A 22,992-nucleotide genomic window follows, 5' to 3' on the forward strand; every position below is an offset into this window, starting at 1 on the left:
TGGCGGAATCTGCTGCACAGAGTAGCCGGAAAGCCGGGCGCCGACCGTGACCCTTTGATGACGCCGTTTGCCGCGTTCAGAGCAGGATCAGGGTCCCCAGTGCCAGGAGGCTGAAGAAGCCGCAGACATCGGTGAAGGTGGTCAGGATCACACTGCCGGCGAGAGCCGGGTCGACGCCGAACTTGTGCAGGGTCAGCGGCACGAAAATGCCGGCCAGCGCGGCGATGGTCTGGTTGATGACGATCGCCAGTCCGACAACCAGCGCCAGCATCGGGCTGGCGAACCACCACCAGGACACTGCGCCGACGACCAGCGCCCAAAGCACGCCGTTGATCAACGCAACGGCCAGTTCCTTGCGCAGCAGGAAGCGCCAGTTGTGCGAGCCGATCTGGCCGAGTGCGAGGCTGCGGATCATCAGGGTCAGGGTCTGGCTGCCGCCGATGCCGCCCATGCTGGCGACGACCGGCATCAGCACCGCCAGAGCCACGACCTTGCTGATCGAGCCCTGGAACAGATCGACGACCGATGACGCGAAGAACGCGGTCAGCAGATTGATGCCGAGCCAGACCGCGCGACGGCGTGCGGCGCCGCGGACCGGCGCGAAGATGTCTTCGTCCTCGTCGAGGCCGGCCAGCGACATCAGCTTGTGCTCGGCATCGCGGCGAATGACGTCGACGACGTCGTCGATCGTGATGCGGCCGACCAGGACATTCCTGTCGTCGACCACCGCCGCCGACACGAGGTCGGCGTCCTCGAACTGCTTGGCGACGCGCTCTTCCGACAGCGAGGCCTTCAGCACGTCGCGTTCGCGCGCCATGACGCCGGACACCAGTTCGTCGGCACCGCGCGTCAGGATGCGGTCCAGCGGCAGCGCGCCGAGATAGTGGCTGTAGCGGTCGACGACGAACAGGGCGTCGGTATGCGCCGGCAACTCGCCGCGCAGGCGCAGATAGCGTTGCACGACATCGAGTGTGACGTCCGGCCGGACCGTCACGGTGTCGGTGTTCATCAGACCGCCGGCAGTGTCCGGCTCGTAGGCCAGCACCGCTTCCAGGCGCGCCCGGTCGTCGGCATCGAGTGCCTTGAGGACCTGCTGGGTGACCGTCTCCGGCAAGTGCTCGACGAAGTCGGCGAGATCGTCGATGTCCAGCTCTTCGGCGGCGGCGACCAGCTCGTGCACGTCCATCTGACGCATCAGCGCGGTACGGACATCGTCGCCCAGATGCAGCAGCACCTCGCCGTCGTCCTCCGGGCTCACCATCTCCCAGACGACCTTGCGCTGCCGCGGCGGCAGCGATTCCAGCAGATTGGCAATCTCGGCAGGGTTCAGCGCGTGCAGTGCGCGACGCACCGGCAGCAGCCGGCCGCTGGCCAGCCGCTCACGCAGCAGGGCCACCGCGCCTGACGATTGCTCGCGCTCGGACATTCATCCTCCAGGATTCCGGCGGCGAGCTTAGCCCAAGCGCGTGAGCGCCTGCTGAACTTTTTGGGTTTGTAAAACCGGCAGGTCCGAGGATGCGTGAAGAAATCGTCGCGAGCAGGGCCGAGGTCGCATCGGTGGCGCGCAGCCGTGCTTCAGTACGGCGAGCACCGCCTGCGCGAGATCGCCCCGCGCCGCATCTCGACTTACGCGTCCAGCGCCGAGATGCGATCGCGCATGTCCTGCAGCTCGGTGCAGCCGAGCAACTCGCGCACGGCGCGGCGCAGCCGACCGACATCCGAATCCATGATGATGCGCTTGACCTCCAGCACACTGGCGGGATGCATCGAGAACTCGGTCAGGCCGAGACCGAGCAGCAGCCGAGTGTACCTCGGATCGCCGGCCATTTCACCGCACATCGCGACCGGAATGCCGGCATCGACGCCGGCGTCGATCGTCCGGCCGATCAGCTGCAGCACGGCGGGGTGCAGCGGGTCGTAGAGATAGTTGACCTCGTCGTCGACGCGATCGATCGCCAGGGTGTACTGGATCAGGTCGTTGGTGCCGATCGAGAAGAATCGCGCATGGCGGGCGAGCATCGGCGAGGCGAGCGCCGCTGCCGGCACCTCGATCATGGCGCCGACCGGCACTTGCGCGGCGAGCCTGTGACCTTCGCCGATCAGTTCGTGACGCACCGCATCGATCGCCGCGCAGGCCTGGCGGAATTCCTGCAGGTTGGAAATCATCGGCAGCATGATCTGGATGCGGCCTAGGGAGGAGGCGCGCAGCAGCGCGCGCACCTGCACGCGGAACAGCTCCGGCTCCTTCAGGCACAGGCGGATCGCGCGCAGGCCGAGCGCCGGATTGTTCGGCGTCGGACCCAGCGTGCGGCCGGAATCGACCTGCTTGTCGGCGCCGAGATCGAGTGTGCGGATCGTGATCGGGCCGGACACCGCGCTGACGATGCGCGAATACGCTTCGTACTGTTCGTCCTCGCTCGGCAAATCCTTGCGATTCATGTACAGGAATTCCGTGCGGTACAGGCCCACGCCCTCCGCGCCGTTCTCCTCGGCGACCTTCGCGTCCTCCGGCAGCTCGATGTTGGCGAGCAGCCTCAGATGCACGCCGTCGCGCGAAATGGCCGCGCGCCCCTTGAGTTTGACCAGGCTGGCGCGGTACTGCCGTTGCTGCTGCTGCTTGTCGCGATAGAACGCGAGCGCGACGTCGTCCGGCGTCGCCAGTACATGGCCGGCTTCGCCGTCGATGATGACCAGCTCGCCCTCGCGCAGCAGGCGCCGCGCGTCGCGTAGGCCGACGATCGCCGGAATGCCGAGACTGCGCGCGAGAATCGCCGTGTGCGAGAGCGGACCGCCGTACTCCGTGACGAACGCGGCGACATGCTGCTGCGAGAGCAGGATGATGTCGGCCGGCGTGATGTCGTCGGCGACCATCACGAACGGTTCGGCGTCGGCCTTCTGCGGCAGCTGCCGCTCGGAGCGCAGCAGCACGCGCAGGATGCGCGCGCAGACATGGTCGACGTCGTCGCGCCGCGTGCGCAGGTAGGCGTCGTCCATCTGCTCGAACACGGCGATCAACGCGTCGCGGGTCTTGCGCAGTGCGGCTTCGGCGTTGAGGTGCTGGCTGCGGATATGGCCGATCGTCGTGTCGCTGATCGAGCGGTCGTCCAGCATCAGGATGTGGGTGTCGATGAACGCGGCGATGTCGTTCGGCGTGCCCGGCGGAATCTTGTCGCGAACCTCGTGCAACTGCTCGCGCGCGCGGCGCTGGGCACCGACGAAGCGCACGATTTCGCCGTCGACGTCACCGGCATCGAGCGTGCGTTCCGGAATGTCGAGATCGCCCGCGTGCAGCTTCTGCACGCGGGCGATCACGATGCCGCGCGAGACGCCGATGCCGGAAAGCCAGAGGCTCATGCTGCGTTCTGGCGCCTCAGCTCTCTTCGTCGAAGCGCGCCGCGATCAGCGCCTCGAGTTCGTCCAGCGCCTGCGCCTCGTCCGGCCCCTCGGCGATCAGCGTGATCGAGGAGCCCTTGGCCGCGGCCAGCATCATCACGCCCATGATCGACTTGCCGCTGACCTCGCGCGCGTCTTTCCGTACGCGCACGTCGCATTCGAACTTCGAGGCCAGCGTCACCAGGCGCGCGGCGGCGCGGGCGTGCAGACCGAGGCGGTTGACGATCGTGACGGTACGTTCCACGAGAGTTCCTTCAGGGGCGGGGGCAGACAAGGATGCCGCGCGCACCCCCTTCGACGGCGGTGTTCGCCATCTCCGGCAGGGTGAGCTTCGGGTAGTTGAAGATGCGGATCAGCATCGGCAGGTTGACGCCGGCAACGACCATCGTGCTGCCGTCGTCGGCGAGCTTGTTGGCGATGTTGCTCGGCGTCGAGCCGAACGCGTCGGTGAGGATCAACACGCCGGCGCCGCTGTCGAGCCGCTCGATCATCTTGCGGCCCTGCTTGATCAGCACTTCGTGTGCCTGCACGCGGCGTACTTCGAGCACGTCGGCTGCCATCGGCAGTTCGCCGATCATCTCGTGCAACGTGTCGAGCAGGTGATGCCCGAGCTTGCCGTGCATGACCAGCAGCAGGCCTACGGTCATGGTGAGCACGCCTCGTGCCGACGGTGCCGGGTCGGTATCGTCATCGCCGGCTCATGTGCCATGTGCCGGCGTCGCCGGCGGCAGCCACAGTTCGCGATGGCGGATCGCCAGGTGTTCGAAGCGGCCGCGGAAGGCCTCGCCGAGCTTTTCGACGAAGTAGACGCTGCGGTGCTGGCCGCCGGTGCAGCCGATCGCGACGGTCAGATAGGCGCGATCCTGTTTCTGGTATTCGGGCAGCCAGCGGGCGAGAAAGGCCTGGATATCGGCGAACAGGCGCCTGGCGATCGGCTGCTGTTCGATCCACGCGACCACCGCAGTGTCGCGGCCGGTCAGCGTGCGCAGTTCCGCCTGCCAATGCGGATTCGGGATCGCGCGAATGTCGAACACGAAGTCGGCATCCTCGGGGATGCCGTTCTTGAAGCCGAACGACATGAACATCAGCGACAGCTTGCCGCCGCCGCCGGGTACCAGGCCCTGAATTTCCTCGCGCAGGGCATGCAGGTTCTTGTTCGAGGTGTCGATGGTGGCGTCGGCGGCGTTGGCGATCGGCGCCAGCAACTGCCGTTCGAGGCGTACCGCATCGCTCAGCGAGATCTCGCCCTGTGCCAGTGGATGGCGGCGACGCGTTTCGGAGTAGCGTTGCAGCAGCACCGAATCGTCGGCGCGCAGGAACAGCACGTGAACCTGCACGTTCTGCGCGCGCAGCGATTCCAGATACTTCGGGAAGCGTGCGATTTCGGGCGCGGTTTCACGGGCATCGATGCCGATTGCCAGCTTCTCGTAGCGACCGTCGCTGCGGCGCAGCGCGCGACGGATGAACGGGCCGACCAGTTGCAGCGGCAGATTGTCGATGCAGTAGTAGCCGATGTCCTCGTATTGCTTGAGCGCGACGGTCTTGCCGGCACCCGACAGGCCACTGACGAAGACGAGCTTCATCGGCGATTTGCGGCTGCAGTGTGGTGGGCGAGGTTCACGGCGTGTCGTTCTTTCTTTCTTCGCGCAGTTCCTGCTTGCGGATTTCGCGCGCCTGCCGCTCGATCAGATCGTCGTCGGCCCGGTAGCCGCGATTGCGAAGCTGCAGATCGCGGCAGGCAGCTTCGACCAGCACGGCCAGATTATGCCCGAGGCGGATCGGGATCGTGATTTCCGGCAGCTCGATGTCGAGAATGCTCGTGCTGCTGCGGCGACCGCCCAGGCGTTCCAGGCCACTGTCCCAGATCACGCGCGGCGCCTCCAGCCGCAGCACCAGATCGAGCTTGCAGTGGCCGGCGACGCTGTGTGCGCCGTACAGCTTTGCGATGTTGAGGATGCCGAGGCTGCGGGCTTCGAGAAAACCGCGCAGCAGGCGTGGCGCGCGGCCGACGATGAAACGGCGACGGCGCGAGAAATCGACGGCGTCATCGGCGACCAGCTGATGACCGCGCGCGAGCAGTTCCAGTGCCAGCTCGCTTTTGCCGACGCCGCTGGCGCCGGTCAGCAGCACGCCGCTGCCATGCACGCGCATGAACACGCCATGCAGCGTGACGGAAGGTGCAGTGCCCGGCATCGGTAATCGCCGGGACGGACTTCAGGCCGGCTGGTAGTCGGCGATCAGCTGGAACAGCGCGGCGTCGTCGGCCGCGGCGCGTGCCGCCTTGCAGAAGCTGTCGTCGGAAAACATCTCGGCGATCGCGGCGAGATGCTTGAGATGGGCTTCGGTGGCGCCTTGCGGCACCAGCAGACCGAAGATCAAGTCCACCGGATGGCCGTCGTGGGCGTCGTAGTCGAGCGGGTGCTTGAGGCGCATGAACGCGCTGACGCTGTCGTTGACGCCGGCCAGACGCCCGTGCGGAATCGCCACGCCGTGCCCGAGGCCGGTACTGCCGAGCTTCTCGCGCGCCGCCAGACTGCCGAGGATGTCGCCCGCGTCGACGCCGGGAACGCCGCGCGCCAGCAGCTGCGACAGTTCTTCAAGTGCCTTCTTCTTGCTGGTGAAGGCATGGCCCTGACTGACGCGGTCGGCTGACAGGATCTCGGCGATTTTCATTGTTGGGGATTCCTCTCGTCATCGGGCCGGTACGCTGGTGCGGGGCCAATAAAAAAGGCCCGGCCTGCAATGGGCCGGGCCTTGAACCGCGATTCTACTCAAAGCGCCATGCGCTTGTGGGCTTCGCGGGGATGGTGATCCCGCAGCTTTTCCTTGTGGCGGCGCGTCTGCTGATCGAGCTTGTCGGTCATCAGGTCGATGGCGGCGTACATGTCGTCCTGCGTGGCTTCGGCGTGCAGGTCGGCGCCACTCGCATGAATCGTTGCTTCGGCGCGCTGGTTGATCTTTTCCACGGAGAGAATGACTTCAGCTGAAATCAGATGGTCGAAATGTCGCTCGAGTCGCTTGAGCTTGGTGAGGACGTACTCACGCATCGGGACGGTGACATCGACATGGTGACCAGAGATATTCAGGTTCATCGATTCGCTCCTATCTGCCTCTACGGCTTCATGGACTACTGCGGGTGCCGACCTTCTCAGGTCGGCGGTTTTCGCTCGTGCGAGGGCGGGATGCCCAGGCCTTCGCGGTATTTGGCTACCGTTCTCCTTGCAACCTGTATGCCTTCCTTGAGCAGCAGATCCGACAGCGTCGCGTCGGACAGCGGACGGGACGCATCCTCGCCCGAGATCATGCGCTTGATCATGGCCTGGATTGCCGTCGCCGAGCAGACGCCACCACCGGTGGTCTGGACATGGCTGGAGAAGAAAAACTTGAGCTCGTACAGCCCACGGGGGGTGAGCATGTATTTGTTTGCTGTGGCGCGCGATACGGTCGATTCATGTATGCCCAGCTGTTCGGCGATGTCGCGCAATACCATCGGGCGCATCGCTTCGGGTCCATAATCAAGGAAAGCTCGCTGTTCTTCAACTATGGACTGCGCGACCCGCAGCAGAGTTTCATTGCGGGCTTCCAGACTGTTCAGAAAGTAGCGGGCTTCCTGCAGGTGCTGCTTGAGCACAACCTGGTCGCGCGAGCTGTCGGCGCGGCGAATCATGCCCTGATACTGGCCGTTCAGCCGCAGGCGCGGTGTGTGCTCCGGGTTCAGACTCACGACCCAGCGACCATTCTTTCTGGAAACAAAGACATCCGGCGTGATGTAGTCCGACTCGTGGGCCTGGAACGGACGTCCGGGATGCGGTTGCAGGCTGCGGATCAACGCCAGCGCGATTTCGACCTCAGCCAGCGGTACGCCGCAGGCGCGCGCCAGCGTTGGCGCGTCGCGACGGCCCAGCAGCGGCAGCTGCTCGCCGATCAGCTTGAGTGCCGTATTGATGCCGGGAGTGCGCGACGACATCGGTTCCAGCTGCAGGCGCAGGCATTCTCCGAGATCGCGTGCGGCAACCCCGGTCGGATCGAAGTCCTGGACCTTGAGGACGATCGCTTCGAGGGCATCGGCGGTCAGCCCGAATTCCTGCATCAGGCGCAGCGACAACTCCGGCCAGTCGGCGAGATAGCCGTCGTCGTTGATCGAATCGATCAGATGTTCGGCGATTTCCGCTTCGAGCCGTGAAAACGGTGCCATCTGTGCCTGCTCGACCAGATGATCGTGCAGGCTCTTGCTGCCATGCAGATTGGCGTCGAGAAAATCGCGCAGTTCGTCGCTGTCGGTACTGCTTTTGCTGCTGCTCGACGGCGGCTCGTCGTAGACATCGCCCCAGTCGGCGTCGACCGGCATCTCGCTCGGGATCTCGCCGTCTTCTCGCAGTTCCAGGCTTTGCGGATCGCCCGAGGTCTGCTGTGCGGCGTTGACCGCTTCGGTGGCCTCGGCCGATTCGGCGCCGGCGCTGACCTCGGCTTCCATCGGATCGACGCCATCCTCGCGCTCCAGCAGGATGTTCGATTCCAGCGCCTGTTCGATCTCCTGTTGCAGATCGAGGCTCGACAGCTGCAGCAGGCGGATGGCCTGCTGCAGCGCCGGCGTCATCGTCAGCGATTGCCCGAAACGCAGGCCCAGCGAAGATTTCATGCTCAAACGAAAGTTCTATGTGCGTACCGCAAAAGTGACGGGCAACCTTGCAACGTCACGCAACTCCGTGCTCCGGCGGCGCACCATCCTGGTGCCATCGCCGGCATCTGGACCACGACGCCGGCGTCCGCCGTCGGGCGCCGCGCGTCAGCCACCTACTTGACCGTAATGGTGATCACATCCGACTGCACGGACGGATTGAACGGCTGGTGCTTCCAGTCGGCAAACAGCAGTTGCAGCGTGTGCTTGCCCGGCTTGAGGTCCAGCATCGTTTCGGTCTGGCCGCCGCCGAAATGCTTGATCTGGTCGGTCGCCGGCAGCGCCTGGGTGTAGTCGATGGTCGGATTGTCGATCAGCAGATGATGGTGACCGGTGCCTTCCTTGTTGTAGCCGGCCGGCGAAACGCCGGCGCCGGACAGACCGAACACGACCTTGACCGGCGACGACACGGTTGCGCCGTCCTTTGGCTCGATGATGTAGACCTTGGCATTGGCCGGCGCCGGCGTGGCGATACCCATCTGTTCGGCCGCCTTGTCCGACGCCTGCTGCTTGGCGCTGTTCTTGAGGTCCTTCCAGGTGTCGGCGTGAACCGGGGCGGCAGCGAGGCTGGCGAGGGCGGCGAGAGCGAGCAGTCTTTTCATGGGGACCTGTCCTTTGTTGGATAGAGAGTGACCAGGGCGGCACGCGATTTGCGAGCGAAGCGGCTACAGATTAGGTGAAAGTCCGGCACATCGCTATACTGCGCGCCGCTTGCGAGGCGTCCACCGGTTGGCGCACACGGCTCTGGCTGATCCAGCTCAAGTCCGTATTCACTCGAAGCCCGACCGCAGTTGCTGCGGCGTCTCCTCATCAACGCACGACCTGAACCGGTCCGGCGGAGCAATCCGCGCTGCAGGCGTTCAGGAGTTTTCATGTCTGACGTTTCAATCTTCGCGGGCCTCGGCCTCGCGACCGAGCTTACGCGTGCCGTGGCAGGCGAGGGCTACACCGAGCCGACGCCGATCCAGGCCAGGGCGATCCCGGAAATCCTCAAGGGCCACGATCTGCTCGCGGCGGCGCAAACCGGCACCGGCAAGACGGCGGCTTTCACGTTGCCATTGCTGCAGCGCCTGCACACCACTGGCAGCAAGCCGGCGCGCAAGCAGGTCCGTGCACTGGTGCTGGTGCCGACCCGCGAGCTCGCCGCGCAGGTTCAGGAAAGCGTGCGCACCTACGGCAGGCACCTGCCGCACATGCGCACGGTGCTGATCTTCGGCGGCGTCGGCATCACGCCGCAGATCCAGCAGCTGTCGCAGGGCGCCGAGATCGTGGTGGCGACACCGGGCCGCCTGCTCGACCATGTCGGTCAGCGCACGGTCGACCTGTCGCAGGTCGAGACCCTGATCCTCGACGAAGCCGACCGCATGCTCGACATGGGCTTCATTCACGACATCCGCCGCGTCATCGCGTTGCTGCCGAAGCAGCGCCAGAACCTGCTGTTCTCGGCGACCTTCTCGCCGGACATCCGCAAGCTGGCCGAAGGCCTGCTCCACCAGCCGGTGACGATCGACATCGCGCCGCGCAACTCGGCGGTCGCGACCGTCGACCAGCGCGCGCTGTTCGTCGACAAGAGCCGCAAGACCGATCTGCTGATCCATCTTGCCAAGGGCTACGACTGGAAGCAGACGCTGGTGTTCACGCGCACCAAGCACGGCGCCAACCGCCTGGTCGAGAAGCTCGAAAAGGCCGGCATCGGCGCCGCCGCGCTGCACGGCAACAAGAGCCAGAGCGCACGGACCAAGGCGCTCGCACAGTTCAAGGCCAACGAGATCCGCATGCTGGTCGCCACCGACATTGCCGCACGCGGTCTCGACATCGACCAGCTGCCGCATGTCGTCAACTTCGAGTTGCCGAACGTGCCGGAAGACTACGTGCATCGCATCGGCCGTACCGGCCGCGCCGGCAATGTCGGCGAGGCGTTTTCGCTGGTCTGCAACGACGAGCGCGGCGATCTGCGCGGTATCGAAAAGCTGCTCGGCAAGCCGCTGCCGACCTTTCAGGTCGACGGTTTCGAGGCCGGCACCGGATCGTCGGCGCCCGATCCGGACGACGAGCGTCCGCCGCGTCAGCATCAGGGCCGCCGCCAGGGCCACGGCGGCCGTCAGGATCAGGGTCAACGTCGTCAGGGCAGCGGCGGTGGCGGTCAGCATCGCGGCGCTGCCAACGGTCGCCCTGCAAGCGGTCGTCCCAATGGCCCGCGCCATCCGAATCAGCAGGCGCCGCGTGCTGCCGTGCCGCGTGACGAGCATGGTGATGTCAACGGCAACCACGTGTCGCACAATGGCAATCACAACGGCGATCGCCAGCCGGCGGCACGGCCGGCCGGCAACGGCGGGCGCCGCGGCCGTGGTGGTCATCGTGGAGGGAGTGCACATCGATGAGCGACAAGAAGCCGTCCGGCAAACCCAAGCGCGAACAGCCGCAGAAGGTCTACGGCCCGCAGACGCGGGGCGGTACCGGCCACTACGGCGGCGGGCGTCCACAGAAGTCGGCCGAGCACCGCGCCGGCAAGTCACGCAAAGTGCACTGACGGGCTGAAGCCGGGTGAAACGAAAAAGGCCGCGCATTGCGCGGCCTTTTTCGTGAGCGTTTTCGGTCACGGCAGGATCGTTTGCGCACCGTTCGGGGTGCCGAGAATCAGCACGTCGGCGGGCCGGCGTGCAAACAGACCGACGCAGACCACGCCGGTGATCAGATTGATCTGCGTTTCCAGCTCGACCGGGTTGGTGATCGACAGGCCGTGCACATCGATGATGACGTTGCCGTTGTCGGTGATGACGCCGTCGCGCAGCTTCGGCTTGCCGCCGAGCTTGACGAGCTGACGGCCGACGTAGGATTGCGCCATCGGAATCACTTCGACCGGCAGCGGAAACTTGCCGAGCACGTCGACCCGCTTGGACTGATCGGCGATGCAGACGAACTTGCGGCTCGCGGCAGCCACGATCTTCTCGCGCGTCAGCGCCGCGCCCCCGCCCTTGATCAGCTGCAGCCGTGGATTGGTCTCGTCGGCGCCGTCGACGTAAATCGACAGCTCGCCGGTCTCGTTGAGATCAAGCACCGGCACGCCGATCTTCTTCAGGCGTTCACTGCTCGCGTTCGACGACGAGACGGCGCCCTTGATGTCCTGCACCAGACGCCTTTCCGCGAGCAGATCGATGAACAGATTGACGGTCGAACCGGTGCCGACGCCGAGCACTTCGCCCGGTTCGATGTAGGCGAGGGCGGCTTCGGCGGCTTGGCGTTTGGCGAGGTCTTGGGGCGTCATGGGGCGAGAGTCTGCAGGCGGCGTTTGTCGGCGGCAAGCTGCGGCGATGTCGCCGGGCGTGGACTGCGGCGTCCGAGTGCCGGTCAAGGCGCCTGGACAGGTTTGCGCGGGCGCGACCCGAAGATCGCGCTGCCGACGCGGACCAGAGTGGAGCCTTCGGCGATCGCCGCTTCGAGATCGTCGGACATGCCGGCCGACAGGGTGTCGAGCGCATGTCCCTGGCGCTGCAACGATTCGTACAACGCGTGCAGGGCGTGGAACGGCGCGCGCGGATCGCCGGCGCCAGGCTCCGGAATCGCCATCAGGCCGCGCAGCCGCAGGCGCGGCAGCCGGGCGACTGCCGCACAAAGCGCGGCCGTATCGGCCGGGGCACAGCCGGACTTGCTCGCCTCGCCCGAGATGTTGACCTGCACGCAGATCTGCAGCGGCGGCAGCCCGGCCGGGCGCTGTTCGGCGAGACGCACGGCGATCTTTTCGCGATCGACGCCGTGGACCCAGTCGAACGCTTCGGCGACGGCCCGTGTCTTGTTCGATTGCAGTGGGCCGATGAAATGCCAGACCAGCGGCAGATCGGCGAGCTGCTCGCGCTTGGTCAAGGCCTCCTGCAGATAGTTTTCGCCGAACTCGTGCTGGCCGGCCGCGTGCGCCAAGCGGATGGCCTGCGCGTCGAAGGTCTTGCTGACGGCGAGCAGGCGCACGCATTGCGCGGGCCGGTCCGCCGCTTTTTCCGCGATGCGGATACGTTGGCGGACGTCTGCGAGTCGGGTCTGGATGTCGGCCATGTTGCTTGCGGTCGGAATTGCCGATAACGTCCGTGGCATATCAGGGTCGTCGGCCGGGCCGACATTAGACACTACCTATACGCTGTTTCGCCTCGGGGGCGCCTTCCATGGATATCGCGCAGTTATTGACGTTCAGCGTCAAGCAGGGCGCGTCCGATCTTCACCTGTCGGCCGGCGTCGAGCCGATGATCCGAGTCGACGGCGACGTCAAGCGCATCAACCTGCCGGCGCTCGAGCACAAGAGCGTTCATGACATGGTCTACGACATCATGAACGACAAGCAGCGCAAGGCTTGGGACGAGTTTCTCGAAACCGACTTCTCGTTCGAAATCCCGGGACTGGCGCGCTTCCGCGTCAATGCATTCAACACGGCGCGCGGTGCCGGCGCCGTGTTTCGCACGATTCCGTCGAAGATCCTGTCGCTGGAGGATCTCAAGTGCCCGGCGATCTTCAAGGAGATCGCCGAGATTCCACGCGGCATCGTGCTGGTGACCGGTCCGACCGGCTCGGGCAAGTCGACGACGCTCGCCGCGATGGTCAACCACATCAACGAAAACGAATACGGGCACATTCTCACTGTCGAGGATCCGATCGAGTTCGTGCATCAGTCCAAGAAGTGCCTGATCAACCAGCGTGAAGTGCACCGCGACACGCTCGGCTTCAACGAAGCCCTGCGTTCGGCGCTGCGCGAGGATCCGGACGTCATCCTGGTCGGCGAAATGCGCGATCTGGAGACGATCCGTCTGGCATTGACGGCTGCGGAAACCGGGCATCTGGTGTTCGGTACGCTGCACACCTCGTCGGCAGCCAAGACCATCGACCGCGTCGTCGACGTGTTCCCGGCGGCGGAAAAGGACATGGTGCGCGCGATGCTGTCGGAGTCGCTGCGCGCCGTGATCTCGCAAACCCTGCTCAAGAAGAAGGGCGGCGGCCGCGTCGCCGCGCACGAGATCATGATCGGCACACCGGCGATCCGGAACCTGATTCGCGAGAACAAGATCGCGCAGATGTACTCGTCGATCCAGACCGGCGGCAAGGAAGGCATGCAGACCCTGGACCAGTGCCTGAAGGACATGGTCAGAAAGGGCATGACGACGATCGAGGAAGCCCGCATGAAGTCGGCCGATCCGCGCACGTTCTCGGCCAACTGACGCCGCCTGATCCGGGGAGAAGAGCATGGACCGCGAACAAGCCATCAAGCTCGTCCAGCAATTGCTGGCGATGATGAAGCAGAAAGGGGCGTCGGACCTCTTCATCTCGGCCGGCTTTCCGCCGGCGATCAAGCTCGACGGCCAGATGACGCCGGTGATGGAAAAGCCGCTGCCGGCTGAAGCCTCGGCGCTGATCATGCGATCGCTGATGAATGATCGCCAGATCAAGGATTTCGAATCGACCAACGAGTGCAACTTCGCGATCTCGCCGCCCGGCATCGGCCGCTTTCGCGTCAATGCCTTCGTCCAGCAGGGCCGCGTCGGCGGCGTGCTGCGCACGATCACCACCGAAATCCCGACTTTCGAGCAGCTTGGCCTGCCGCAGCAGTTGTCGAACATCGTCATGGAAAAGCGCGGTCTGGTGCTGATGGTCGGTGCCACCGGCTCCGGCAAGTCGACCTCACTCGCGGCGATGGTCGGCTATCGCAACCAGAACTCGCGCGGCCACATCGTCACGATCGAGGACCCGATCGAGTACGTGCATCCGCATCTGGGCTGCATGATCACCCAGCGCGAAGTCGGCACGGATACATTCTCCTGGGAGAACGCGCTGAAGAACACCTTGCGCCAGGCGCCGGACGTGATCCTGATCGGCGAAATCCGTACGCGCGAGGGCATGGAGTACGCGGTCAATTTCGCCGAAACCGGCCACCTCGTGCTGGCGACCTTGCATGCCAATTCGGCGAACCAGGCACTTGATCGCGTCATCAACTTCTTTCCCGAAGAGAAGCGCGAGCAGCTGCTGATGGACTTGTCGCTCAACCTCAAGGCGATCATCTCGCAGCGTCTGGTTCGCAAGGAAACCGGCGGCCGCGCGGCGGCGATGGAAATCATGATCAATTCGCCGCTGGTGGCCGACATGATCTTCAAGGGCGAAGTCGCCGGCATCAAGGAGGTCATGGCCCGTTCCAACGAGCAGGGCATGATCACCTTCGACCAGTACCTGTTCCAGCTGTTCGAGGACGGCCTGATCAGTTACGACGAAGCGGTGCGCAATGCCGATTCGCAGAACGAAATCCGACTGCGCATCAAGCTGGAGTCGCGGCGCGCGCGCGAGGATCTGCTCGAGGATGCCGGCGTCAAGAGCATGCGCATGAAAGAAGACGATGCCGCCATGGTCGTGCGGCGCTGAGGGCGCAACGAAGCCGGAACCGACGCATGCTGAAAATCCTGCCGTACCTGAAACTCTGCGTTGAAAAGAACGGCTCCGACCTGTTCTTCACCGCCAATGCGCCCGCGCAGATCAAGATCGAGGGCGAGCTGCACCCGATCGGCAAGGCGTCGTTGACGCGCGAGTTCATCAAGGAGCTCGCCTACAGCATCCTCACCGATGATCAGCAGGAACATCTGCAGCAAAACCTCGAAATCGATCTCGCCACGGAAGCCGGTGGACTCGGCCGCTTCCGCGTCAATGTCTTCTATCAGCGTGGCGCGCTGGGCATGGTCATGCGCTATGTTCGCGCGCAGGTGCCGCGACTGGACGAGCTGTACGGGATGCCGTCGGGGCTCAAGGAGATGATCCTGCAGAAACGCGGCCTGATCCTGATGGTCGGCGCGACCGGTTCGGGCAAGTCGACGACGCTGGCGGCGATGATCAACCACCGCAACGAGAACCAGTCCGGGCACATCCTGACGATCGAGGATCCGATCGAGTTCATTCATCCCAACCAGCGCAGCATCGTCAATCAGCGCGAGGTCGGCCAGGACACCGTCAGCTACGAGCGTGCGCTCAAGAGCTCGCTGCGCGAGGCGCCGGACGTCATTCTGGTCGGCGAAGTCCGCACGCGCGAGACCATGGATGCCTGCATCCAGCTCGCCAACACCGGCCATCTGGCGATCTCCACGCTGCACGCCAACAACGCATATCAGGCCCTGCAGCGCATCGTCAATCTGTACCCAGACAGCCTGCGCGAGCAGCTCTACATGGACCTTTCGCTGACCTTGCGCGCGATCGTGTCGCAGCGGCTGGTGCGCCAGAACGACGGCAAGCGCTGCGCGGCGATCGAGGTCATGGTCAACACGCCATTCATTCAGGATTTGATCCTGCACAAGCGCATCGACGAGCTGCGCGAAGCCATGGATCAGTCGTCGGACAAGGGCATGCAGACCTTCGATCAGGCTCTGCTCAAGCTCTACCGTGACCAGGTGATCTCGCTCGACGAAGCACTGACGAACGCCGACTCCCGCACCAACCTCGAAGCCAAGATCAACTTTGGGTGAGCAGCCGCGCTTGCGAAGTGCCAGTGGCACTTCGCGCGGCTGCGAACGCCCGGCCAGGGATGGCCGGGCCGGGGGTCAATCGGGAAGTGAGGTCCCGCCAGGGACGGCGACCCGACTCTATCGAGATCAGCCGTCGCGCTTGCGAAGCGAAGCTTCGCGCGGCTGCGAACGCCCGGCCGGGGATGGCCGGGCCGATTGCTGTTGCGGGCGCGTTTCCGGACGTGATCCCGGCCGGCGCCGCTTCGGCGCCTTGCGCCCGGCCCGGCACGCCCTTACAATCGCGCGCTTTTCGAGGTTCTGTCACGCCTTCACGGAAGCCTCAGGGCCGGCAGAACTGAACTATAACTACCGATTGGATTGGACCGATGAAGACCATCTTCGCGAAGTCCGAGACCGTCAAGCGCGACTGGTACGTGATTGACGCGACGGACAAAACGCTCGGCCGTTTGGCCACTGAAGTTGCTCGCCGCCTGCGCGGCAAGCACAAGCCGGAATACACCCCGCACATCGACACCGGCGATTACATCGTCATCGTCAATGCCGAGAAGGTGAAAGCGACCGGCAACAAGCTCAAGGACAAGGTTTACTACAGCCACTCCGAATATCCGGGTGGCATCAAGTCGACCACGCTGGAAAAGATGCTGCAGAGCCACCCGGAACGCGCGCTGGAGAAGGCCGTGAAGGGCATGCTGCCGAAGGGCCCGCTGGGCTACGCGCAGTTCCGCAAGCTGAAGGTCTATGCCGGCGCGGAGCATCCGCACACCGCGCAGCAGCCGCAGCCTCTCAACATCTGATCGGGTCGAGACCATCATGGCCAAGAACATCGAATACAAGTACGGCACGGGCCGCCGCAAGACCGCGGCCGCGCGCGTGTTCCTCAAGCCGGGTTCCGGCGAAATCAGCATCAACGACAAGACCGTCGAGGCCTACTTCGGCCGCGAAACCTCGCGCATGCTGGTTCGCCAGCCGCTCGAAGTGACCGATTCGGTCGGTCGTTTCGACCTGAAGATCACGGTCGCCGGTGGCGGCCCGAACGGTCAGGCCGGCGCGATCCGTCACGGCATCACCCGCGCGCTGATCCAGTACGACGAGGAAATGCGCCGCCCGCTGCGCGCTGCCGGTCTGGTCACGCGTGACGCCCGCGAAGTCGAGCGCAAGAAGGTCGGTCTGCACAAGGCCCGCCGCGGCACGCAGTACTCCAAGCGCTAAAACGCTTGGCCATGGGGCGGCGAGTGCTTATACTCGCGGCCCCACGATTTCCGCTTGTCGGATGGGGGATCGTCTAATGGTAGGACTGCAGACTCTGACTCTGCCTATCGTGGTTCGAATCCACGTCCCCCAACCATCCGCACCAACAAGAAAGCCCGCTCGAAGCGGGCTTTCTTGTTGGCAACGATGCGGCTTCAGCTGCGTTGAGCGCGAGGCAGCATCCCAGGCAGCAGATCGCGGCGCAGCCAGATCAGGATCGCGCTGCAGATCCAGACACCGCAGGCCAGCATGAACAGCTCGCCGCCGTCCTTGCTGCCGTCGGCATTGACGACCTGTACGCCGAGCGGTGTGAACAGATGGAAGAAGATCGCACCGCTGATGACGCCAAGACCCAGCATGGCGCCGAGCGCCTGCAGGAGGCGCAGGCGGGCGACGAACGTACCGCCCAGCAGCAGCAGCGAGGCAAGCAGCTCGAAGCTGCCGACGACGTGCGCGCTGAAGATGCCGCCGGGTGCAAACAGGCCGGGAAAGCCGAGGCTGGCCGCCCAGGGGTCGAGCTTGGTCTGGAAGATGTAGATGGTTTCCGGCGAGTCGCTGAACTTGAAGAACAGCGACTGCACGAACACGAACACCACGTACAGCGCCAGAACGACATGCAGATGACGTCGGACGAAGTTCATTGCGGCTCTCCCTATCGGCTCAGGGCCGGCCAGTTGCGGTCGGCTTTCTCGATGTAGTTTGCGCGATCGGCGCTCCACTTCTTCTGGATGTCCCTGGAGTAGTTCAGATACAGCTTGCCGTCGACGATCGTGAACGCTTCGGGATCGATGTCGACGAGCCGCTTGTCGGCGACGGCGTAGGCGCAGTAGCCGCCGTACTGCGGCGCGTAGCGCTGCGGATCGGCGCGGAAGGCCTGCAGGTGTTCGGCGCTGGCGAATTGCCACTTCGCGTCATGCCACTCGGTGCGGAAGTCGGACTTGCCCTTCACGGCCCGGTGATCGGTCTGGTAGGCCACGACGTCGTAGCCATCGACGGCGAGGTTGCCGAAGGTCGTGGTGTTGATCGGTTCGGCGGCGTGCGCGGCGCCGGTCAGCGCGAGGCCGAGGCAGATGATGCGTGACAGTTGCTTGAGCATTTCGGGCTCCGATGATGGGACTGCGGCCATCCTAAGCCGCGTGCCGCGCCAGCGCTGCCGGGCCGCGATTCATGCCCGTTCGTTCAGTGCCAGTCCCGGCCGCGTCTGAGGTCCGCACGAAAGCGGCTCAGCAGCTCGAACGGCCCGGTGATCGCGGCGCCCTGCGCGGCGTTGGCGGCCCCGATCTCGAACGCGATCCGCCACTGGCGGAACATCGAACGGTAGCCGGCGAGCAGCGGCGTGCCCGGATGATAGATATGCGCGGCTTCGGCCGTGACGCCGTTGACTTCGAGGATGCGCAGCTCGTGGCCGGCGCTCAGCGCGGCAGCGGACGGACAGCGCAGATCGAGGCGGCCGAAGTGAAAGCCAGGAATGGCGGCGAATACGCGCGCGATGGCATCCGTCAATTCCGGCGTGGCGAGCGACGAGGCGTCGAGAAACAGCGAACCGCGGCAATGCGCGCCGATCTCGACCAACGGAAATGTTTCGCCGCGTGCCGGGATTTCGTGCAGGCGCGTCGCAAAACGCCGCCACAACAGCGGCGCAATCAGCCGCGCCCGCGTGTCGCGCGCGATCAGCTCGACGAGGCTGTGCTCGCCGTCGCCGGCGACGCTCGGGAAGCACTTCTGCGTGATCGAATAGATCACCGCCGTGCCGTCGCGCGGCTGGCGGTAGATGAAGATGCCGAATTCGTCGCCACCGATGTAGCGCTGCACGAGCACGTCGCCGGTCGCGCTGCGCAGATAGGCGATCAACGCGGCTTCGTCGCGGATCACGGCGACACCACGGCCGCGGGCACCGATGTCCGGCTTGAGCACCACCGGGTAGCCGCCGGCGACGAAGGCGAGCGCGCGATCGATCCGAGTCGCGAGTGGCGTTTCGACGTCGAGCCGTTCGAAATGCGCGACCAGGTCCGGTGCCCGGTCCATCAACGCGGCTAGTGCGACGGTCTTGCTCTCGCCGACCACGCCGCCGGATTCGAAGGCCGGATTGCTTGCGGTAAAGGCGGTCGGCTGACGGAAGCGCAGGCCGAGCCAGAGGATGTAGCCGACGATGGGGATGTAGAACAGCCAGGCCGGCCAGAATTCCCAGCGGCGCAGACGGTCCCAGCGAATCGCCAGACGCTCGGCCAGCGGCGCGCGATACGGCTGCGCCGCCAGATCGATCGCCTGGCTCACGTCGCCCACTGCAGTTTTTCGTGACGGACGGTTTCCGGCGCCTTGCCGAATTCGGTGGGCAGTTCGACGCCGGCCGCAAGCGCGAGCGGGCGGATGATGGCGTAGTGATGGATTGCGTGGCTGGCGACGAAATTCAGTTCGCGCGCCAGCGACGAAGGGCTGAGATGAAACTCGGCGCCGTCGACTCCGATCGAGAAGCCGACCGACACCGCTTCGTCGGCCTGATGGCCGCGCAGCGCCTGCAGGCCGTCGACGATGCCGTCCAGCCTGCGTGCCGCGACGATCGGCGACTGCTCGACGCTGCGATCGCGCGCCCGATGATCGTAGTCGACCAGCTCGCCGGCGCGGCGGTTCAGCAGTGCCTCGTAGTGTTCGATGATGTGGCGCAGATGCGGGCCGACCTGAGTCCGGAACGCGTCGCCGTGCTCGAAGTAGTGGCGTGCGAGCCGCTGGCCCTGCGCGATGACCGCGACGTTGAACGCGATCAGATCAGCGAATGACGGACGCGACTTCATGGTCGACCTCCATCGCGTCATCGCGGTGCGTGCCTTGGTTCTGACGTGCGTGGCGCAACAGCAACAGCGGATAGACCACGCAGAACGAAACCGTCGGAATGAAACCCGGCGCTAGTGTCAGCAGGATGTGCGGCGTGCCGATCAGGCTGTGCACGCCGATCAGCAGCGTGTAGGTGCATGCCATCGAGCCGCAGAACGCGATGATGGCGCCGTTGCGCGGGCGTCGTGCGAGGTGGTAGAGGCGGTTCATGATCGCCACGCCGGCCAGCGTCAGGCCGGTGCTCATGAGGAAGTGGATGAAACCGATGCGCGCCGCCGCGTGGACACCGGCACTCCAGTTGGCGAACGTGGCCCAGCTTCCATAAAAGGCGCCACCGAGGATTGCGCCCAGAGGGCTGTCCATCAGTCGGCGCAGGCGATCGAACATGGGCTCAAGTCTGGCATGTCATTGAATGAATTCGCGAGATGCTGGCAGCATCCGATGTCTGCCGGCTGAATATCAGCTTACGCCGACCGGGCCGCCTGCGGCAGCACCGCAAGACCGCCGGCTTATTGCCGATCGTTCGCATCGACGTTCTGCGTCGCGGTGATCAGCGCCTGCAGTGCCTGCACGACGACCTCGGGGTGTTCCCACAACAGCATGTGGCCGGCCTTCGGGTAACGCCAGATGCGGTGCGGCGTGTTGACCAGTTCGCGCTCCAGGAAATCGGCGGTGCGCGGATCGACCAGACCGTCGTCCTCGCCCTGCACGACGTACACCGGCATCCGCAGCCTGGCCCAGCCCGGTTCCATCTCGCGCAGCTGCTGCTGCAGGGGCGTCAGTTCGCGATTCGAGTCGACCAGTGCCTGCGGCAGCAGCCACTGCACGACGCGCCAGGTCGCCAGCCACTGGTACCAGCGCTGACCTTCGTATTCGGGCGCCACCGACGGCGCCAGCAGCAGCAGGCCACGCACCAGTTGCGGATAGTCCATCGCCAGCTTCGCCGCGATCGGCCCGCCCATCGAATGGCCGACGACGATCGCCGGCGCGCCCGCGCCGCGCAGCAGCGGCGCGAGCCGCCGCGCCTGCTCGTCGAGGCTGGCGACGACCACATGCGGCTCCGAGCCGCCGAAGCCCGGCCGGTCCGGTGCGAGCAGCGGGCCATAGACCTGCAGCTCCGGCCGCTTCATATAGCCCGCGAAGGCCTGCCATTCGCCCGGCGAGCCATGCAGGAAAACGATGCGCGGCGCGCCGGCGCGATCCAGTTCCGCGTAGCGCAGGGTATGGCCGGCGAGCTGTTCGACCTTCAGTTCCGGCTGCGGCGGGTCCGGAAACAGCTGTCCGAGCTGGCCGGACGGATAGGGTGGCGAAAAACAGCCGGCAAACAGCGGCAGGCCGCCGGCCAGCAGCATGCCGATCAGCCGGGCGCGAGGCGGGTGGCGGCATCGTTCCCGCCCGGCGGCTTGGGTCTCAGGATTCATGTCGTGCGGTCTTTCCGTCGGAAGCTTGCGCCGGCAGTGTAGCGATGCCACGGGTCAGCGCGCGGTCATGTTCGCGGGTCTTGCGGGCATATCGCTGGCCACATATTGGGGCATCATGTGTGCCGCGCCGGTGCATGACCGGCACGAAATCAAGAAGAACCACGTATGGATACGTCGCCTGGAATCCCCCCAGCCGGGAAGCCGAATCCGCCGATCACGATCGGCCTGCCGCGTGCGCGGGGCCTGGCGTGGGCTGCATCGCTGTTCGATGCCGCGACCGGCCTGAGCACCCTGGAGCAGCACTATCGCGCGCGCCCCGTGCCGCTCGATCCGCGTGCGTTCGTTCACTATGCGCTGGGCGCATTGCAGATCGATTACCGCCTCAATGCCGGCAGCCTCGACGACATTCCGGCGACCGGTCCGCTGCTGGTCATCGCCAATCATCCGTATGGTGCGGCCGAAGGTCTGGCGCTTGCCGACCTGCTGCTGCAGCGCCGCGCCGACGTGCGCCTGCTCGCCAACACGCTGCTGTGCAGTCTGCCGGAGCTCGCGCCGCTGGTGGTGCCGGTCGATGTCTTCAAGAGCGGCGTCAACAGTGCGAGCATCCGCGCGGCGATGCGTCACCTGAAGGATGGCGGCGTACTGATCGTGTTTCCGGCCGGCGAAGTCAGCCGCGTCGACTGGCAGGCACGTCAGGTCAGCGATCCGCCGTGGTCGTCCACCGTTGCACTGCTGGCGCGCCGCGGCGCCGCGCGCGTGCTGCCACTGTTCGTCGAAGGTCGTCCGCGGCTGCGTTCGCTGGCGGCGGGTACGCTCAACTCGCGCCTGCGCACCGTCATGCTGGCGCGCGATCTGCTCGCCATGCGTGGCCAGACCCTGGGACTGCGGATCGGTGCGAATGTCGATCCCCGCGAACTCGCGCGCATTCCCGAAGCGGCGCAGACCGACTTCCTGCGCGTGCTGACCTATTCGCTCGGTACCGACCGCGAGTCCGCTGCGGCGGCGGATTCGCGCGTGCTCGCGCCTCTGGCACCGCGTTGCCATGCGCAGCTGCTGGCCGACGAAGTCGCCGGCCTGTCGCGGTATCGCCTGCTCGAAGCCGGCGAGTTCGAGCTGTATCTGGCGCCGGCGGCGCAGATGCCGCGCCTGCTCGACGAGATTGGCCGCCTGCGCGAGGAAAGCTTCCGCTTGCTGCAGGAGGGCAGCGGGCTGGCGCGTGATCTCGACCGCTTCGATCCGCACTACGAGCACCTGTTTCTCTGGCACCCGCGCAAGTGCGAAATCGTCGGTGCCTACCGCTTCGGATTCACCGATGCGATCGTCGCGCGCTTCGGTGTCGATGGCCTCTACACGCGCACGCTGTTCCGCTACGACGCGCGCCTGATCGGACAGACCGGCCCGGCGGTCGAACTGGGCCGCTCCTTCGTGGCGCCGGCCTGGCAGAAAAGCTTCCAGCCCTTGCGGCTGCTGTGGGGTGGTATCGCGGCCGTGCTCGCACGCCAGCCACAGATCCGCTACCTGTTCGGGCCGGTCAGCATCAGCCCGAGCTACAGCCTGGAGGCGCGCCGTCTGATTGCCGAAACCCTGAGTGTGCATCACGCCGACCCGGCGCTGGCCGGTCTGATCGAGCCGCTGCATCCGCTGCCCGAACGGCGCCAGGTGGCGGCGCATCGCAACGTGATTTCGGCGCTCGCCGATCCGCGCCTGCTTTCGCGCGTGATTTCCCGCATCGGCAACGGTCCGGGCCTGCCGGTGCTGCTGCGTCACTATCTGGAACTCAACGGCCGTTTCGCCGGCTTCAATGTCGACGAGAGCTTCGGCGGCACGCTCGATGGCCTGGTGTTCGTCAGTGTCGCCGGCATTCCGCCACGCACGCTCGAGCATTTCATGAGCGTCAGTGGCGCACCGACGGCGAGCGCGACAACGCCATAGATCACCACCGGAC

Annotated in this window: 26 protein-coding genes and 1 tRNA gene; 9 read left to right on the top strand and 18 right to left on the bottom strand. The window is 65.4% G+C overall.

Going from position 1 to position 22,992, the window contains the following annotated elements:
- Positions 1 to 76: 76 nt before the first annotated feature.
- From mgtE to G7Y85_RS11730, 10 genes are all read right to left on the bottom strand, one after another.
- Positions 77 to 1,426, bottom strand: a complete 1,350-nt coding sequence (gene mgtE / locus G7Y85_RS11685; protein WP_166256891.1) for a magnesium transporter — start codon at positions 1,424 to 1,426, stop codon at positions 77 to 79.
- A gap of 200 nt (positions 1,427 to 1,626) precedes the next feature.
- Entirely contained in the window at positions 1,627 to 3,354 is a 1,728-nt protein-coding gene (ptsP, locus tag G7Y85_RS11690; protein ID WP_166256894.1) for a phosphoenolpyruvate--protein phosphotransferase, read from the bottom strand.
- Between the two features lie 16 nt (positions 3,355 to 3,370).
- Positions 3,371 to 3,637, bottom strand: a complete 267-nt coding sequence (locus G7Y85_RS11695; RefSeq protein WP_166256897.1) for an HPr family phosphocarrier protein — start codon at positions 3,635 to 3,637, stop codon at positions 3,371 to 3,373.
- A gap of 10 nt (positions 3,638 to 3,647) precedes the next feature.
- On the bottom strand, positions 3,648 to 4,040 hold the full coding sequence (locus G7Y85_RS11700; protein ID WP_166256900.1) for a PTS sugar transporter subunit IIA: 393 nt from the start codon (positions 4,038 to 4,040) through the stop codon (positions 3,648 to 3,650).
- A gap of 51 nt (positions 4,041 to 4,091) precedes the next feature.
- Positions 4,092 to 4,976 (bottom strand): RNase adapter RapZ, encoded by an 885-nt coding sequence (rapZ, locus tag G7Y85_RS11705; protein ID WP_166256903.1) that lies wholly within the window; start codon positions 4,974 to 4,976, stop codon positions 4,092 to 4,094.
- Between the two features lie 34 nt (positions 4,977 to 5,010).
- Positions 5,011 to 5,586, bottom strand: coding sequence for a hypothetical protein (locus G7Y85_RS11710; RefSeq protein ID WP_166256906.1), 576 nt, complete (start codon positions 5,584 to 5,586; stop codon positions 5,011 to 5,013).
- A 21-nt stretch (positions 5,587 to 5,607) separates the two neighbouring features.
- Positions 5,608 to 6,066: a PTS sugar transporter subunit IIA gene (locus tag G7Y85_RS11715; protein ID WP_166256909.1), complete on the bottom strand. Its 459-nt coding sequence runs from the start codon at positions 6,064 to 6,066 to the stop codon at positions 5,608 to 5,610.
- A gap of 98 nt (positions 6,067 to 6,164) precedes the next feature.
- Positions 6,165 to 6,485 carry a ribosome hibernation-promoting factor, HPF/YfiA family gene (hpf, locus tag G7Y85_RS11720; protein WP_166256912.1) on the bottom strand — a complete coding sequence of 107 codons (321 nt, stop codon included), beginning with the start codon at positions 6,483 to 6,485 and terminating at the stop codon, positions 6,165 to 6,167.
- 56 nt (positions 6,486 to 6,541) lie between these two features.
- Positions 6,542 to 8,032: an RNA polymerase factor sigma-54 gene (locus G7Y85_RS11725; protein ID WP_166256915.1), complete on the bottom strand. Its 1,491-nt coding sequence runs from the start codon at positions 8,030 to 8,032 to the stop codon at positions 6,542 to 6,544.
- A 155-nt stretch (positions 8,033 to 8,187) separates the two neighbouring features.
- Positions 8,188 to 8,673, bottom strand: a complete 486-nt coding sequence (locus tag G7Y85_RS11730) for a DUF4399 domain-containing protein (RefSeq protein ID WP_166256918.1) — start codon at positions 8,671 to 8,673, stop codon at positions 8,188 to 8,190.
- Between the two features lie 270 nt (positions 8,674 to 8,943).
- Between G7Y85_RS11730 and G7Y85_RS11735 the strand changes: the two genes are divergently transcribed.
- Positions 8,944 to 10,452 (top strand): DEAD/DEAH box helicase, encoded by a 1,509-nt coding sequence (locus G7Y85_RS11735; RefSeq protein WP_166256921.1) that lies wholly within the window; start codon positions 8,944 to 8,946, stop codon positions 10,450 to 10,452.
- Complete coding sequence (locus G7Y85_RS11740; protein WP_166256924.1) at positions 10,449 to 10,601, top strand: hypothetical protein; 153 nt, start codon at positions 10,449 to 10,451, stop codon at positions 10,599 to 10,601. Before G7Y85_RS11735 ends, G7Y85_RS11740 begins: the two co-directional genes overlap by 4 nt.
- Positions 10,602 to 10,667: 66 nt before the next feature.
- Here G7Y85_RS11740 and rpiA read toward each other — a convergent pair whose 3' ends face one another.
- Entirely contained in the window at positions 10,668 to 11,336 is a 669-nt protein-coding gene (gene rpiA, locus G7Y85_RS11745) for a ribose-5-phosphate isomerase RpiA (RefSeq protein WP_166256928.1), read from the bottom strand.
- A gap of 83 nt (positions 11,337 to 11,419) precedes the next feature.
- On the bottom strand, positions 11,420 to 12,118 hold the full coding sequence (locus G7Y85_RS11750; protein ID WP_166256931.1) for a YggS family pyridoxal phosphate-dependent enzyme: 699 nt from the start codon (positions 12,116 to 12,118) through the stop codon (positions 11,420 to 11,422).
- Positions 12,119 to 12,225: 107 nt separating this feature from the next.
- On the opposite strand from G7Y85_RS11750, the gene G7Y85_RS11755 reads away from it, so the two are divergent.
- From G7Y85_RS11755 to G7Y85_RS11780, 6 genes are all read left to right on the top strand, one after another.
- A complete protein-coding gene (locus G7Y85_RS11755) occupies positions 12,226 to 13,269 on the top strand; it encodes a type IV pilus twitching motility protein PilT (RefSeq protein WP_166256934.1) in 1,044 nt (347 codons plus the stop codon).
- 25 nt (positions 13,270 to 13,294) lie between these two features.
- Positions 13,295 to 14,461, top strand: a complete 1,167-nt coding sequence (locus tag G7Y85_RS11760; RefSeq protein WP_166256937.1) for a PilT/PilU family type 4a pilus ATPase — start codon at positions 13,295 to 13,297, stop codon at positions 14,459 to 14,461.
- Between the two features lie 26 nt (positions 14,462 to 14,487).
- A complete protein-coding gene (locus G7Y85_RS11765) occupies positions 14,488 to 15,549 on the top strand; it encodes a PilT/PilU family type 4a pilus ATPase (protein WP_166256940.1) in 1,062 nt (353 codons plus the stop codon).
- 365 nt (positions 15,550 to 15,914) lie between these two features.
- Entirely contained in the window at positions 15,915 to 16,343 is a 429-nt protein-coding gene (gene rplM, locus G7Y85_RS11770) for a 50S ribosomal protein L13 (protein ID WP_166256943.1), read from the top strand.
- Between the two features lie 16 nt (positions 16,344 to 16,359).
- Positions 16,360 to 16,758, top strand: coding sequence for a 30S ribosomal protein S9 (gene rpsI, locus G7Y85_RS11775; protein ID WP_166256946.1), 399 nt, complete (start codon positions 16,360 to 16,362; stop codon positions 16,756 to 16,758).
- 62 nt (positions 16,759 to 16,820) lie between these two features.
- Positions 16,821 to 16,894: transfer RNA gene (locus tag G7Y85_RS11780), tRNA-Gln, on the top strand.
- Between the two features lie 58 nt (positions 16,895 to 16,952).
- Here G7Y85_RS11780 and G7Y85_RS11785 read toward each other — a convergent pair.
- From G7Y85_RS11785 to G7Y85_RS11810, 6 genes are all read right to left on the bottom strand, one after another.
- Positions 16,953 to 17,438 (bottom strand): hypothetical protein, encoded by a 486-nt coding sequence (locus tag G7Y85_RS11785; RefSeq protein ID WP_166256949.1) that lies wholly within the window; start codon positions 17,436 to 17,438, stop codon positions 16,953 to 16,955.
- A gap of 11 nt (positions 17,439 to 17,449) precedes the next feature.
- On the bottom strand, positions 17,450 to 17,893 hold the full coding sequence (locus tag G7Y85_RS11790; RefSeq protein WP_166256951.1) for a YHS domain-containing (seleno)protein: 444 nt from the start codon (positions 17,891 to 17,893) through the stop codon (positions 17,450 to 17,452).
- Positions 17,894 to 17,976: 83 nt separating this feature from the next.
- The gene (locus G7Y85_RS11795) at positions 17,977 to 19,080 is read right to left on the bottom strand and encodes an ATP-grasp domain-containing protein (protein ID WP_366514953.1); all 1,104 of its coding nucleotides are present in this window, start codon (positions 19,078 to 19,080) and stop codon (positions 17,977 to 17,979) included.
- Positions 19,068 to 19,586, bottom strand: coding sequence for a hypothetical protein (locus G7Y85_RS11800; protein ID WP_166256954.1), 519 nt, complete (start codon positions 19,584 to 19,586; stop codon positions 19,068 to 19,070). The genes G7Y85_RS11795 and G7Y85_RS11800 overlap by 13 nt, the downstream gene beginning before the upstream one ends.
- Complete coding sequence (locus G7Y85_RS11805; protein WP_166256957.1) at positions 19,561 to 20,013, bottom strand: hypothetical protein; 453 nt, start codon at positions 20,011 to 20,013, stop codon at positions 19,561 to 19,563. Before G7Y85_RS11805 ends, G7Y85_RS11800 begins: the two co-directional genes overlap by 26 nt.
- A 122-nt stretch (positions 20,014 to 20,135) precedes the next feature.
- The gene (locus G7Y85_RS11810; RefSeq protein WP_166256961.1) at positions 20,136 to 21,047 is read right to left on the bottom strand and encodes an alpha/beta fold hydrolase; all 912 of its coding nucleotides are present in this window, start codon (positions 21,045 to 21,047) and stop codon (positions 20,136 to 20,138) included.
- Between the two features lie 165 nt (positions 21,048 to 21,212).
- On the opposite strand from G7Y85_RS11810, the gene G7Y85_RS11815 reads away from it, so the two are divergent.
- Positions 21,213 to 22,979, top strand: coding sequence for a bifunctional lysophospholipid acyltransferase family protein/GNAT family N-acetyltransferase (locus G7Y85_RS11815; protein ID WP_166256964.1), 1,767 nt, complete (start codon positions 21,213 to 21,215; stop codon positions 22,977 to 22,979).
- Positions 22,980 to 22,992: the final 13 nt, after the last annotated feature.

The sequence above is a fragment of the Solimonas terrae genome (assembly GCF_011067135.1).
GTDB lineage: Bacteria > Pseudomonadota > Gammaproteobacteria > Nevskiales > Nevskiaceae > Solimonas > Solimonas terrae.

Coding starts and splice junctions, on each gene's coding strand:
- G7Y85_RS11805 (WP_166256957.1), bottom strand. CDS start 20,013: ATGTTCGATCGCCTGCGCCGACTGATGGACAGCCCTCTGGGCGCAATC.
- rpsI (WP_166256946.1), top strand. CDS start 16,360: ATGGCCAAGAACATCGAATACAAGTACGGCACGGGCCGCCGCAAGACC.
- G7Y85_RS11800 (WP_166256954.1), bottom strand. CDS start 19,586: ATGAAGTCGCGTCCGTCATTCGCTGATCTGATCGCGTTCAACGTCGCG.
- G7Y85_RS11790 (WP_166256951.1), bottom strand. CDS start 17,893: ATGCTCAAGCAACTGTCACGCATCATCTGCCTCGGCCTCGCGCTGACC.
- G7Y85_RS11755 (WP_166256934.1), top strand. CDS start 12,226: ATGGATATCGCGCAGTTATTGACGTTCAGCGTCAAGCAGGGCGCGTCC.
- rapZ (WP_166256903.1), bottom strand. CDS start 4,976: ATGAAGCTCGTCTTCGTCAGTGGCCTGTCGGGTGCCGGCAAGACCGTC.
- mgtE (WP_166256891.1), bottom strand. CDS start 1,426: ATGTCCGAGCGCGAGCAATCGTCAGGCGCGGTGGCCCTGCTGCGTGAG.
- G7Y85_RS11815 (WP_166256964.1), top strand. CDS start 21,213: ATGGATACGTCGCCTGGAATCCCCCCAGCCGGGAAGCCGAATCCGCCG.
- G7Y85_RS11740 (WP_166256924.1), top strand. CDS start 10,449: ATGAGCGACAAGAAGCCGTCCGGCAAACCCAAGCGCGAACAGCCGCAG.
- hpf (WP_166256912.1), bottom strand. CDS start 6,485: ATGAACCTGAATATCTCTGGTCACCATGTCGATGTCACCGTCCCGATG.
- G7Y85_RS11730 (WP_166256918.1), bottom strand. CDS start 8,673: ATGAAAAGACTGCTCGCTCTCGCCGCCCTCGCCAGCCTCGCTGCCGCC.
- ptsP (WP_166256894.1), bottom strand. CDS start 3,354: ATGAGCCTCTGGCTTTCCGGCATCGGCGTCTCGCGCGGCATCGTGATC.
- G7Y85_RS11810 (WP_166256961.1), bottom strand. CDS start 21,047: ATGAATCCTGAGACCCAAGCCGCCGGGCGGGAACGATGCCGCCACCCG.
- G7Y85_RS11785 (WP_166256949.1), bottom strand. CDS start 17,438: ATGAACTTCGTCCGACGTCATCTGCATGTCGTTCTGGCGCTGTACGTG.
- rplM (WP_166256943.1), top strand. CDS start 15,915: ATGAAGACCATCTTCGCGAAGTCCGAGACCGTCAAGCGCGACTGGTAC.
- G7Y85_RS11710 (WP_166256906.1), bottom strand. CDS start 5,586: ATGCCGGGCACTGCACCTTCCGTCACGCTGCATGGCGTGTTCATGCGC.
- G7Y85_RS11715 (WP_166256909.1), bottom strand. CDS start 6,066: ATGAAAATCGCCGAGATCCTGTCAGCCGACCGCGTCAGTCAGGGCCAT.
- G7Y85_RS11700 (WP_166256900.1), bottom strand. CDS start 4,040: ATGACCGTAGGCCTGCTGCTGGTCATGCACGGCAAGCTCGGGCATCAC.
- G7Y85_RS11760 (WP_166256937.1), top strand. CDS start 13,295: ATGGACCGCGAACAAGCCATCAAGCTCGTCCAGCAATTGCTGGCGATG.
- G7Y85_RS11765 (WP_166256940.1), top strand. CDS start 14,488: ATGCTGAAAATCCTGCCGTACCTGAAACTCTGCGTTGAAAAGAACGGC.
- G7Y85_RS11735 (WP_166256921.1), top strand. CDS start 8,944: ATGTCTGACGTTTCAATCTTCGCGGGCCTCGGCCTCGCGACCGAGCTT.
- G7Y85_RS11750 (WP_166256931.1), bottom strand. CDS start 12,118: ATGGCCGACATCCAGACCCGACTCGCAGACGTCCGCCAACGTATCCGC.
- rpiA (WP_166256928.1), bottom strand. CDS start 11,336: ATGACGCCCCAAGACCTCGCCAAACGCCAAGCCGCCGAAGCCGCCCTC.
- G7Y85_RS11725 (WP_166256915.1), bottom strand. CDS start 8,032: ATGAAATCTTCGCTGGGCCTGCGTTTCGGGCAATCGCTGACGATGACG.